This is a genomic window from Bacteroides sp. BFG-637, from assembly GCF_024793605.1.
In the GTDB taxonomy this organism is placed as follows: Bacteria; Bacteroidota; Bacteroidia; order Bacteroidales; family Bacteroidaceae; genus Bacteroides; species Bacteroides vicugnae.
This window is the reverse complement of the sequence record NZ_JANUPD010000002.1, coordinates 2,184,227-2,197,340: the sequence shown is the minus strand read 5'-3', so window position 1 is coordinate 2,197,340 and position 13,114 is coordinate 2,184,227. Positions and strand designations below refer to the sequence as shown.

Genomic DNA, 13,114 nt, shown 5'->3' with positions numbered 1-13,114 from the left:
AGATAAGCAACGTGAAACGAATCTACATTCTTGGCTTTTTATTAATAATAAGCTGGAACCTATTCGCACAGAATAGTTTTGACTTAGTTATTGTCGGAGGCAATCCTGGTGGTATAATGACAGCAATTGCTGCTGCAAGACAGGGCAAGACCTCTGTTATTCTGGAACGCACCAACCATCTTGGCGGTCTTCCTGCCAACGGATTGGGAGCAACAGACATTGCCACCCGGAAAGCTACTACCGGTTTGTTTGCCGAATTCACGAAGAAAGTGAAACAATACTACATCAAACATTACGGAGAGAACTCCCGGCAAGTAGAAGATTGTAGTGACGGATTCCACTTCGAACCCTCCGTTGCGGCATTCATTTATCAGGAAATGTTGAACGAACATAAAGATAAGATAACCGTTCTTCTTATGCGTCAGTTTGATACAGCGCATCAAAATATCAACGTCAAAAACGGACATATCGAAAACATTAGTGTACTAAATCGTGAAAATGGACGAAAAGAACTGTACCAAGGCAAGATCTTTGTAGATGCTACCTATGAAGGAGACTTGGGAGCTGCAGCCGGTGTACCTTTCCGTGTCGGCAGAGAAAGTAAGGAAGAGTATGGAGAACCCGGTGCAGGGAGAACTTACGAATATTGGAAAAGCCAACCGTCAGAAGACAGTACAGGAGAATCCGATAATGCAATACAAGCATACAATTATCGTCTTTGCCTGACAAACAACCCGGAAAACCAGATTCCTTTCCCAAAACCGGAGTCTTACAATCGTGATGAATATATTTCACTCATTGAAGACGTATGGACCGGAAAAAACACGCAAAAAATTATGTCGAAAGTGACAAACGAAATGATGGAAGAAAACCGCCGGCATATTGCACAAGGAAACCGCACCAAACTACCGGGAGATAATTGGGGTATTAAAAAGTTAAGTAGCCTGGTGAAATTGCCCAATCAAAAAGTGGATGGTAATAATCAGCATGCCGCTTTCCTTTCCACCGATTTGCCTGAAGAAAACTGGCCTTGGCCCACTTCTTCCTGGGAATGGCGGGACAAATTCGCCAAACGCTTGAAAGACTACACACTGGGCTTGTTCTGGTTTGCCCAACACGATCCGGCACTTCCCGAACATTTTCGTAAAGATATAGCAAAGTGGGGATTAGCTAAAGACGAATATCAAGATAATGAAAACTTTCCACGTCAGGTTTATGTGCGCGAAGGAAGGCGCTTTGAAGGTGTCTATTTTTTCACCGCCAAAGACGCTTTACCGGTTGAACAAGGAAAACGTCCTCCTCTGCATCCCCATAGTGTTACTGCAAGTCATTATGCACTTGACTCACATGCCGCCCGAAAACGAGAAACAGGTAGAGTGCACTTGGATGGCTTTATCAGTTACCCCACAGCCGTATACACTGTACCATTGGGCGTAATCCTTCCCCGGAACATAGACAATCTATTACTTCCTGTACCCGTATCCGGTTCACACATAGGATTTTCTACTCTACGAATGGAACCTTGCTGGATGGCATTAGGACAAGCAGCAGGAATAACAGCCTCGCTTGCAATAGATTGCAGAGTATCTGTACGTGATATAGATACAACCATGCTGCAAGATTTACTAATCCGCCAAAAAGCAACTCTGGTTTACTACCGTGATATAAAACCGGAAGATGCAAATTTCCCTCTAGTACAATATATGGGATTACGAGGGTATCTACCTGAATGGGAGGCGAATTTACAGGACGCAATAGACAATGAGACATTACGGAAGTGGAGTAAGTTGTGCGGACACAGCCTCCAGGCTACTCCGGGAATAACGCCCAGAATAGAGGTGCTGCAACAGATTTACGATCAGATTTTCCTATAACAATGTTACCGTTCTAATTAAGGGATTCAATCTCCAAAAGCAAAATATTTAATAGAATAAAATCAATTATTATGTACAAAAAAGCATTATTTCTTTTATGTCTTCTACCTATCCAAATCTTAGTTGCCCAAACCGGTGCATTAAAAAACTTTCCTGATGGTAGCACTCCCGACGAGATAGGCAAGCGTCTGGCATCTCGTTTTGTAAAATCCAAGCATCTCCTTCATGCAAACAAATGGATTGGCTATCCGGAAACATGTAGTTGGAACGGTGCTCTTAAGTTTGCAACAATCACCAAGGATAAGAGACTCACGCAAATGCTGAAAGAAAAGTTTGAGCCTCTATTCACTACCGATAATAGAATATTGCCTGCCATGACTCATGTTGACCAAAATATGTTCGGAAGTTTGCCTTTAGAGTTTTATCGGATCACCAAGGAAAAACGATATAAGGAATTAGGAATGCCTTATGCCGACACTCAATGGGAAATCCCGGAAAATGCAACAATAAAGCAAAAGGGATGGGCTGATAAAGGTTATACATGGCAAACTCGCCTATGGATTGATGATATGTACATGATAACCATTGTACAGACACAAGCATATAAAGTGACTAAAGATAAAAAATACCTTGATCGCACAGCTAAAGAAATGGTGATGTATTTGGATGAACTACAACGCCCGAATGGTCTTTTCTATCATGCTCCGGATGTGCCGTACTATTGGGGACGTGGGAACGGATGGGTAGCCGCAGGTATGGCAGAGCTACTTCAATGTCTGCCCAAAAAGCACAAAGACCGTCCTCGTATTCTACAAGGGTTCCGGACAATGATGGAAAGTCTGAAAAGATATCGTAACCCGGAAGGTTTGTGGAATCAGCTGATCGATCAGCCAGACTGCTGGACCGAAACATCCGGATCGGCCATGTTCACTTTCGCGTTCATCAAAGGAGTAAAGAATGGATGGTTGGATGCAAAAGAATATGCGCCAGTCGCCCGCAAAGCCTGGATAGCTTTAGTTCGATATATCAATGATGAGAATGATGTAAAAGAAGTGTGCATCGGAACCAATAAGAAAAACGACAAACAATATTATTATGATCGCCCGCGCCGTACAGGAGACTTCCATGGACAGGCTCCCTATCTTTGGTGCGCTGCCGCTCTTTTAGAATAATAATACTTGCCGAGAATTCTAGAAACACCCTATAAAGGTTGTTGTTTTGCCCTTTGTCGGGACTTTAACAGGCACCAAAAGGCTTTTTGGGGCAAAAAAGAAGAGATTTTGCTGTTTTTTGAACGGCAAGTTTCCTTTATTCTCTTTAAATTCCACTTTCTTTGCAATGTTCCTTCTTATGGAATTTATATCTAATAACTAATTATAATGTATACCATGAACATGAAAAAGAATTTTCTAACAATGCTACTTGCATTGGCTCTATGCAGTTCGACTTTTGCTCAATGGAAACCTGCCGGTGACAAAATCAAGACATCGTGGGGAGAACAGCTCGATCCTAAAAATGTATTGCCGGAATATCCGCGTCCTATCATGGAACGTAGTGACTGGAAAAACCTGAACGGGCTTTGGAAATATGCAATCACAAAGAAGGGAACTCCTGCACCTGCTGCTTACCAGGGTGACATTCTGGTTCCTTTTGCTGTAGAATCGTCTTTATCAGGTGTAGGCAAAATGATAAACGAGAAAGAGGAACTGTGGTACCAACGCACTTTCGACGTTCCTTCCAACTGGCGTGGCAAACAAGTCCTGTTGCACTTCGGAGCAGTAGACTGGAAAGCAGAAGTTTGGGTGAATGACGTAAAGGTAGGTGAACACACAGGCGGATTTACTCCTTTCTATTTCGATATCACTTCCGTACTTAATAAAGGCAATAATGATCTGGTAGTAAAAGTATGGGACCCTTCAGATCGTGGCGAACAACCCAGAGGAAAACAAATAGCAAATCCTCATGGCATTTGGTACACTCCGGTTACAGGTATCTGGCAAACAGTGTGGTTGGAACCGGTGGCAGCACAATACATCGCTAATCTGAAAACTACTCCTAATATTGATAATAACTCTGTTAAGGTAGAAGTTGCTGCCAACACAACTTCTGCTGACAAAGTGGAAGTAAAAGTATTCGACGGCAAGAACCTTGTAGCCAAAGGTGCAGCGTTGAACGGAGTACCCGTTGAACTGGCAATGCCTGCTAATGCTAAACTGTGGTCTCCGGACTCTCCCTTCCTTTACAATATGGAAGTGACTCTGTATAAAGACGGAAAAGCAATCGACCAGGTAAAGAGCTATACTGCTATGCGTAAATATTCTATCCGCAAGGGTCCGAATGGTATCACTCGCCTGCAGTTGAACAACAAAGATTATTTCCAATTCGGTCCGCTCGACCAGGGATGGTGGCCTGATGGTTTATATACTGCACCGACAGACGAAGCTTTGGTTTACGACTTGAAGAAAACAAAAGACTTCGGCTACAACATGGTACGTAAACACGTTAAGGTAGAACCTGCACGCTGGTACACTCATTGCGACCAGTTGGGATTGATCGTATGGCAAGATATGCCGAACGGTGGTCCCAGCCCACAGTGGCAAGCACGTAACTATTTCAACGGTACAGAAGTGATTCGCTCTGCTGCTTCCGAAGCTAACTACCGCAAAGAGTGGAAAGAAATCATCGACTGTCTGTACTCTTATCCGAGTATCGCTGTATGGGTACCTTTCAATGAAGCATGGGGCCAATTCAAAACTCCGGAAATCGTAGCGTGGACCAAAGAATACGATCCTAGCCGACTGGTGAATCCTGCCAGTGGTGGTAATCACTACACTTGTGGCGATATTCTCGACCTTCACCACTATCCGGGCCCAAACATGTTCCTTTACGATCCGAGACGTGCTACCGTATTGGGTGAGTACGGAGGTATCGGCCTTGTAGTAGAAGGAAACACTTGGGTGAATGACAAGAAAAACTGGGGTTATGTGAAGTTCAATACATCGGACGAAGTAACCAACGAATACATCAAATATGGCAGACATCTGTTGGAATTGATCCAAAAAGGATTCTCTGCTGCCGTATATACTCAGACAACAGACGTAGAAGGTGAAATCAACGGTCTGCTCACTTACGACCGTAAAGTAATCAAAATGGATGAAGCTAAAATCAGGGAAATCAACCAGAAAATCTGTAACTCTCTGAATAAATAATAATTAGAATAATACTCTTTTCCTTGTTGAATTTAAAAACAGCACCTCTGAAGGTCTATATTCAGGGGGCTGTTTTTTTATGTTTTCATTTTTTCCCGATGGGCTTACTCTTCTTCCTGCATGAAGATCTTTACCTGATTCCAGCTATTCTCCGTATCATTCGATACTTTCTCACCGGGTGTAGAGCGTCCTTCTTCCAGATATTTCTTCATAGTCCGTTTCATCTCTTTCACCTCATTCTCATAACGTTTATCACCGATGATATTTTCTTTTTCCGAAGGATCTTTCACGATATCAAACAATTGCATCGGAGGGAACTTAGCTACATCAACCGGTTTAACGGGATATGTCCACCCACCGGAGCCTCCGTAAAATACCAGTTTCAGTTGGGAAGTACGTAAAGACAGATACCCCTCTCCTGCTTCATGCACCAAGTCTTTGCGGGTGGAAGTGCCTTTCTTACTCAATATCGGCCACATACTGTAACTGTCGACGGCTTCTTCCGTCTCCAAATTGTGGTTAAGCATTTCGGCAAAGGTAGCATAAAAGTCAATCAACGAAACCAGAGAGTTGTTTGTCTCTTTCCCGTATTTACCTTTCCAGGAGACAATAAGCGGTATTCTGTGACCGCCTTCATAAATATCACTCTTATAGCCTTTGTAGATATAACTGGGGAAATGCCCCTGTCTTTCCATATCTTTGACGCCTATATAGGCAGCACAGCCATTGTCCGAAGCAAATACGATGATGGTGTTATCCAGTTGTTTATTCTTCTTCAATGTTTCTACAATTTGGCGCACCATGTCGTCTATCATGACTACAAAATCACCATAGGGACCGATGCTGGTTTTACCCTGAAATTCTTTCGAAGGCAATATAGGTGTGTGAGGAGCAGTAATAGGCAAATATAAGAAGAATGGTTTCTTACTGCCTTTTTGCTCATTGATATAGTTCAGGCTGTGACGGATGATGTTGGGAAAACATTCTTCCGGTTTGAAGTCAGCTCCTGCCATTCCTCCGTGCATCAGTAAAGCCAGGTTCTTTTTCTGGGGTTCTATCACATGATCGGGGATAGAGGTTGCCTTATTGTTTTCCACGTAAACATAGGGAGAAATATCCAGTGATGCAGGGATGCCGAAGTAATAGTCAAATCCTCTGTCGGTAGGTCCGTTCTTGATCGGGAGCGAGAAATCGATATCTTTCATGCTTCTGCCGTTGTCCGTATATCCCCAGTCCCAGCCTAAATGCCATTTGCCGATACAAGCGGTATTGTATCCGTTGGCTGAAAACATTTGTGCGATGGTGCGACGTTCAGGGTCGATCATAGCAGGTGAATCACCATTAAGACCGCCTCGTTTCAGTTTGGTACGCCACGGATATCTTCCGGTCAGGAGAGAATATCTGGAAGGAGTGGATAAAGCAGAGGAAGCATGGGCATCCGTAAAGGCAATTCCGTGCCCGGCCAGTTTGTCGATGTTAGGAGTATGGATTTTAGATTCGGGATTGAAGGCGGAGATGTCTCCGTAACCTAAATCGTCAGCCAATATAAACACGATATTGGGTGTTTGCGCCTTTACAGCAGTTACTGCAAAAAGTGCAGAAGAGATTGTGATTAGTTTATTCATATATATAATGTATTAAAACCGTAGTTAATAGGTGATATCGCCTATGCCTTCATGTTTTCCAAGCGGCATGCCCGTATTATCCTACTGCCATCTCTTTCGTTCCACTCCAGTGAACGCCCCCTTTCACTCCAGTGAACAGGTCTGTGCACTCTAGTAAACAGTTTGTGCCACTCTAGTGGAACGATGCAGATGCTTTATCAATAACAAGGCAAGAACGAATGGAAAACAGGAGGACATCAGGTTGTTTGAACGGAAAATGCTCTTCATCTGTTTTCAATGTAGGCGTTTACAGTACCCATCATCCGTGCAATTTCGATGAGAAGTGTATGAGAAATGATTGAAAAACGTATGAGAGAAAGCCCTTTTTCCGTTAAAATATCTATAAAAAGTATGAGAGATGCCTGTTTTAAAAACATCTCTCATACTATATACATTTAATTACAAGCTTATTATCGAGATTTTATGAGAAATGAGAAATAAAAAAATAAAATCTCTTTCAGAGAGCAAATAACGATAGCATTGTTGGAATGCTATGCATTGGCTGCTTTCTTCTGCCTGTTCTTAGGGGTGCGTGGCTGGTCTTTATCAGCTCCGGTATCATTTTGCTGCTTCCATCCATTTCTGCAGTTCCATCGTCAGTTCAGCTTTCTTCTTACTATATTTCTTCATATCCGCCAGATTATTCATCTCGAACGGATCTTTCTTGATATCATATAGCTCGAATTCAGGACGATTCTTGTAACGGTTCAATATTTTATGTGCCTGATCCGACTCCTGTGCTTTCCAGGAGAGATACCATTCTGCCTTTTCAATATGTTTTTCCACGTATGTTTCTTCCGGAGTCAGATTCCAGATCAAGCGATAGTGTCCGTCTGAAATGGAGCGAATCGGATAGGCCGGACCCTCGGGAACATTGTTGTGAACATGATAAGCATATTTATGGTGTGTCTTCGTTTTCCCCTGAAACACACCCAGCAAGCTCTTTCCGTCTATCACGTCAGGAATTTCTCCGCCTGCAACATCGATGAACGTAGGAAGAAGATCCTCATATTGAACAATGGCAGAAGTTTCCACACCCGGTTTAATGACACCCGGCCAGGAAGCAACCATCGCCGACTTGACCCCTGCACTCCAATTCGTCCATTTAGCTCCGGCAAATTGCGTACCTTGTTCGGAGATGAAAATGACAAGCGTGTTCTGCAGCAGATTCTTATCTTTCAGAATCTGCATAGCGTCACCCACCTGCTGATCGAGCAAACCGACTTCAGCCAAATATCTGGCATAGTATTCACGCGTTACTTCCGTATCAATAAATTGTGGCGGCAATTGAAGTTTCTTCCGGTCGAAGACGGAAGCGTCACCACCCGTCCAGGGAGCATGCGAGTTGATAGAAGCCAATACCAGACAAAAAGGTTGGGAAGCATCACGCTCCATAAACTTTTCGATACCTTTGGTATGATAGTCAGTGTTTGTACTTGTACATCCTTCAGGAAATCCCGGTACTTTCTCGAAGGGAAAGTTAGCCAAAGGCCTGATATGCCATTTCCCGGCTAATCCTACCCGATAGCCAAGTTTCCCTAGATAAGTGGGAAGAGACTTTACATCAGCATTGACCGCACTATGGTTTGCATAACCACCATGATGCATCGGATACATACCTGTATACACACAATGCCGGGTAGGCGTACTCATCGAAACGGAGTTATACGCATTGTTGAATTTGATCCCCTGCTCCGCCAGTGCGTCTATATGAGGTGTCTTGTTGTTTACAGCCCCGAAACAGCCTATATCATAATAGGAGCAGTCGTCGGCTATGATTAATAGAATATTAGGTTTCGAAGGAGTTTGGGCAAACCCATTCCCTATCGCCAATCCGCCTAAAAGGCACATGCTAATCATTGATTTTTCCATCTTGTATTATTTTCAATTCATAGGGTTAACAGATTCAACGTACTACTTTCCATTCTTTAGGAGCCTTGAATCCGTCACGGCCTTTACCATATGGAACCTCCGGTATACAAGGAGTGATGGTGTCATATTTCAAGGCAACCTGATACAGGGCCTTCACAATCTTCTCGTTTCCTGCACTGGCATTTTTCTTTTCATAAGGATCTGTTTTATAATCAACCAGAAAATCCTGTTTCAAATCAAGTCCCGGTTTCATGCCTTTTCTGATCAGTTTATAGTCTTTATTGACTACGGCTCCGTGTCCCAGATAGAAATCGCGGTCGATGCAGCTCTTCTTACCATTCAATACAGGGAGTATGCTGATACCATCATATTCACGTTTCGGACGACTGTTATCTCCTACCAGTTCTTTCAATGTGGGAACAAGGTCAACAAAACCTGTCACCTGCGAACTCAAGTTCTTATACTGTTTCTCTGCTTTCTTCCAATAGAGAACAGCCGGAGCGTGCACGCCTCCATCCCACTCGTCGAATTTATGCCCACGCAATGGTCCTGATGAGGATCCCGGAACGCCGGCAGTACCGTTATCGCTAAAGAAGATAAAGAAAGTGTTGTCCATTATTCCTTTCTTCTTCAAGGCATCTACGATAGCTCCGATTCCTCTGTCCATACAGGAAACCATTGCACTATAAGTCACCTTTTTCTGTTCCTTCGGTGTCAGACTGTCGAAGTTATCACAATAAAGTTTAATATCTTTTTCCTGTGCTTGCAGCGGAGTGTGAGGCGCATTATAAGCTACATACAACATAAACGGACCTTCTTTCTCATAAGCATCGATGCAACGGATAGCTTCTTTAGTTATCAGTTCGGTAGAATATCCCTTGTCATGACAAGTTTCCCAATCGTTGTGCCAATCCAATTCGCCCTCACGCGTAAGGTCGAAATAATCTATTGCACCGTTCAGGTGACCGTAGAAATGCGAAAAGCCCCTATTCATCGGATAATGCACTTTCTTCGTATGTCCCAAATGCCACTTACCGATAATGGCTCTGTTCTTATATCCGTTGCGTGCCAACATATCGGCCATCGTTTCTTCATTCTCGTCCAGACCGTCTTCACGCCAAGGCGGAATAACAGCCGAACGAACACCAAAGCGGTTCGGGTAACGTCCCGTCATCAGTCCCGCACGGGTAGGCGTACTGATAGGAGAGGTATAGAAACGTTCGAGCTCCACTCCTTCTCCAACCAGAGCATCCAGACAGGGAGTCTTGATTTCACTTCCATGAAATCCGACATCTCCCCAACCTAAATCGTCGGCCAATACAATCACAATATTAGGACGCTCTGTCTGTGCATGAAGAAATGCCGGAAGCAGAGTACATCCACAAAGCAAACCAAAAAATTCTTTTTTCATGATATACGATTTATTAATAACATTCTGTGTTTCATTCGTTTGATATGTGACGGCTTATTTTTTCTTTCCCGGCATGTGTTCGAAGGCACGCATCTCGGTAGCTTGTCCTTCGTCTCCACAATCCTTCATCCATCGTTTCAATTCTTTATCCAGCCGGCTGATGGTAGAGGCTTGTCCTGCATCTTCCGCCAAGTTTTTCATACAATACGGATCATTCTTCACATCGTACAGTTCGATAGCAGGGCGATGCTGGTATCTGGTCGTCATAGCTTTCGCATGACTATCCGTTTCCGCCAGACTTTTCCACTCCTTGAATAAAGGAGAACTCGTCATAACATTCTGAAAAGTAGCTTCCGGAGTGAGATTGACAATATATCTGTACCGGCCGTCGTATACCGAACGGATTCCGTAATACGGCGATCCGGCATTGATACCTCTCGTGGTCTGAAGGGAGAAAGAATATTTTTTATGTTCCTTCTTTTTGCCTGTCAACACCGGTTTGAAGCTTTCTCCATCCATTTTCGCCTGCGGCTTTCCTCCTGCTATGTCGACAAAGGTAGGAACAATATCGACGTATTCCACCAATGCATCACTTACGCTTGCCGGCTTAATCACTCCCGGCCAGCGGACGATACACGCAGAATGTACTCCCGCATCATAACAAGTCCATTTGGCAAAAGGCAGGCTGTTGCCTTGTTCGCTCAAATATACGACAACAGATTTATCTGTCATCTTTTCCTGATCCAGAATAGAAAGGACGTTGCCAAACTCCTGATCCATAAAATTGATTTCTGCCAGATAACGAGTAAACTGCTTGCGTGTTTGGGGAATATCCACATACATAGGGGGTAAGGTTAGTTTATCTGCATTAAACTGCGAAGCGTCTCCTTTATTCCAGGGAGTATGCGGTTGATTGGAAGCAACAAACAGACAAAAAGGGTCTCCTTTTGCTTTGCAATCGGAAACAAATTTCTGAATCGCTTCAAAATTCAAATCTCCTCCTTTCAAAGAAGGTACATAAAGGTCGAAAGGAAATACTGATTCCGGAGCGATATGCGATTTCCCGATCAATGCTACTTTATAGCCCAATGGCTGCAGATGATGCACGACACTCAATGTTCCTTCATCGGCACAAGTATGATTGGGGTAAGCCCCGCTACGTACAGGCCATAAACCTGTATATAAATTATGGCGGGTAGGTGATGACATCGGGACAGCCTGATAGGCTTGTGTGAAACGTACTCCCTGGGTAGCGAAACGGTCGATATTCGGAGTTTTCGAATCAACACTTCCATAACAGCCCAGATCATAATGGGAACAGTCGTCGGCTATAAACAACACAAAGTTCGGTTTTTCCGTTTGCTGTGCATATGCCAGGCTGGTAACACCCAATGCAACGGATGCGCTCAATAGCAATTTATTCATTTTGTGTTCCTCCTAATTATTTCTTCGGATGTTTAGGCAATACAAAGTTAGCATTCGCCCATTTCTCCCATTCGGTAACCAGTTTCGTCAATACTTCAGGGTGCTGTTCTGCCAGATTGTTACGTTCGGTGCGGTCTTTAACCACGTCATACAGTTCCCATTCTTTTCCTTTTTCGTCGCGGATCGCTTTCCAGTTGCCCCAGCGGATCGCTCTGTTGTTTTGATGTTCCCAGTACATATATTCGTGCAAAGAGTCTGTTTTCTTTTGAATAGCAGGGAAAAGACTGCTTCCTACCAATGGATATATTTTGTTTCCACCGTGATAAGTTTCCGGGTAAGCGGCTCCTGTCGCTTCCAGAATAGTCGGCATAATGTCCGGCAAATAACCGGGAACACGACACCATTCACCTTTTTTATTCTTCAGATTGTTTTTCCACGACACGATGAGAGGGGTAGAAATACCTCCTTCATAAGAACGGCATTTGTATTTGCGGAACGGAGTATTGGAAACCTGTGCCCATGCCCTTCCATAAGAAGGGAATACGCTACAAGCCGGGTCGTTGATCTCTGACACTTTTCCGCCTCCTAATTCTGCATAAGGTTCGGCACAAGCACCATTGTCGGACAGGAACATGACAAGCGTATTGTCCAGTTTATGATTCTTCTTCAGGTAATCCAGCAATTTTCCTACATTATAATCTACACAATGCACCTGTGCTGCATAAACAGCCATCCGATAGGCTACTTTATCTTTCTCCTGCTCCGTCAATTCATCCCATTTCCGGTTTTCCCATTCGGCGAATTCTGTGCTCGAGTCAATAATTCCCATTTTAGTCATCCGTTTCCGTCTTGCTTCACGAATTTCATCCCATCCTTTTTCACGATAGATCTTTGTGAATTTCTGAATGTCTTCCTCTTTCGCCTGCAACGGCCAGTGAGGAGCATTAAAAGCCAGATAAAGGAAGAAAGGTTTATCGTCTTTCTGTTCATCAACAAAGCGGATGGCATAATCAGTAAATGCATCCGTTGTATAATAAGGCGCTTCCGGAGTCGGAAGTTTGGTGTTATCTAGCGTCAACCCGCGTCCTCCTGATGGTCGAAGATAGCTGCAAGCTCCTGCCAGAATACCGTAGAAACGTTCAAATCCCCGTTGTAAAGGCCATTTTTCTTCTCCATGCATTCCCAGATGCCATTTACCAGCCATATAAGTATGGTAGCCTCCTTCTTTCAAGACCTCGGCTATTGTGACACAGTTCCGGTTCAGGAATCCTTTATATCCCGGCACTCCCCAGTCGTTCGGACTCTTTTGATTCTCTTGCTTAAACGGATCTTCGGACATTTGCCCGATGCCCGCCTGATGCTGATATAGTCCTGTCATTAAACTGGCCCGGGCGGGGCAAGAACGTGAAGTGTTGTAAAATTGGGTGAAGCGTACTCCTTTGGATGCCAACGCATCAATATTAGGGGTCAGTATTTCTCCACCGTAGCAGCCGATATCGGAATAACCCATATCATCTACCATAATCAGTACGACGTTCGGCTTTTCCTGTGCCGAACAAAACGATGCCATCAGTAAGGGGGCAGTCATTAAGAAATTCTTCTTTACCATAGTATTATCAATTATCTGGAAAACAAAAGTAGAGAAGTTTATGCAAAAGA

General features: G+C 43.8%; 7 protein-coding genes and 1 pseudogene. 3 read left to right on the top strand and 5 right to left on the bottom strand.

What is annotated here, in order from left to right; all coding sequences use genetic code 11:
• Nucleotides 1-11 precede the first annotated feature (11 nt).
• The 3 genes from NXX38_RS08660 (at nt 12) to NXX38_RS08650 (ending at nt 5,083) form a co-directional block, all read left to right on the top strand.
• Nucleotides 12-1,874 carry an FAD-dependent oxidoreductase gene (locus NXX38_RS08660; RefSeq protein ID WP_258979160.1) on the top strand — a complete coding sequence of 621 codons (1,863 nt, stop codon included), beginning with the start codon at nt 12-14 and terminating at the stop codon, nt 1,872-1,874.
• Between the two features lie 71 nt (nt 1,875-1,945).
• On the top strand, nt 1,946-3,046 hold the full coding sequence (locus NXX38_RS08655) for a glycoside hydrolase family 105 protein (RefSeq protein WP_195648880.1): 1,101 nt from the start codon (nt 1,946-1,948) through the stop codon (nt 3,044-3,046).
• Nucleotides 3,047-3,268: 222 nt separating this feature from the next.
• Nucleotides 3,269-5,083 (top strand): glycoside hydrolase family 2 protein, encoded by a 1,815-nt coding sequence (locus tag NXX38_RS08650; RefSeq protein ID WP_195648881.1) that lies wholly within the window; start codon nt 3,269-3,271, stop codon nt 5,081-5,083.
• A 104-nt stretch (nt 5,084-5,187) separates the two neighbouring features.
• Here NXX38_RS08650 and NXX38_RS08645 read toward each other — a convergent pair whose 3' ends face one another.
• From NXX38_RS08645 to NXX38_RS08625, 5 genes and pseudogenes are all read right to left on the bottom strand, one after another.
• On the bottom strand, nt 5,188-6,708 hold the full coding sequence (locus NXX38_RS08645) for an arylsulfatase (RefSeq protein WP_195648882.1): 1,521 nt from the start codon (nt 6,706-6,708) through the stop codon (nt 5,188-5,190).
• Between the two features lie 530 nt (nt 6,709-7,238).
• A pseudogene (locus NXX38_RS08640) lies at nt 7,239-8,619 on the bottom strand (sulfatase).
• 34 nt (nt 8,620-8,653) lie between these two features.
• Complete coding sequence (locus NXX38_RS08635) at nt 8,654-10,030, bottom strand: arylsulfatase (RefSeq protein WP_195648884.1); 1,377 nt, start codon at nt 10,028-10,030, stop codon at nt 8,654-8,656.
• A gap of 54 nt (nt 10,031-10,084) precedes the next feature.
• Complete coding sequence (locus NXX38_RS08630; protein WP_258979137.1) at nt 10,085-11,455, bottom strand: sulfatase; 1,371 nt, start codon at nt 11,453-11,455, stop codon at nt 10,085-10,087.
• Nucleotides 11,456-11,471: 16 nt separating this feature from the next.
• Nucleotides 11,472-13,064, bottom strand: coding sequence for an arylsulfatase (locus tag NXX38_RS08625; RefSeq protein ID WP_167511710.1), 1,593 nt, complete (start codon nt 13,062-13,064; stop codon nt 11,472-11,474).
• Between the last annotated feature and the right edge of the window lie 50 nt (nt 13,065-13,114).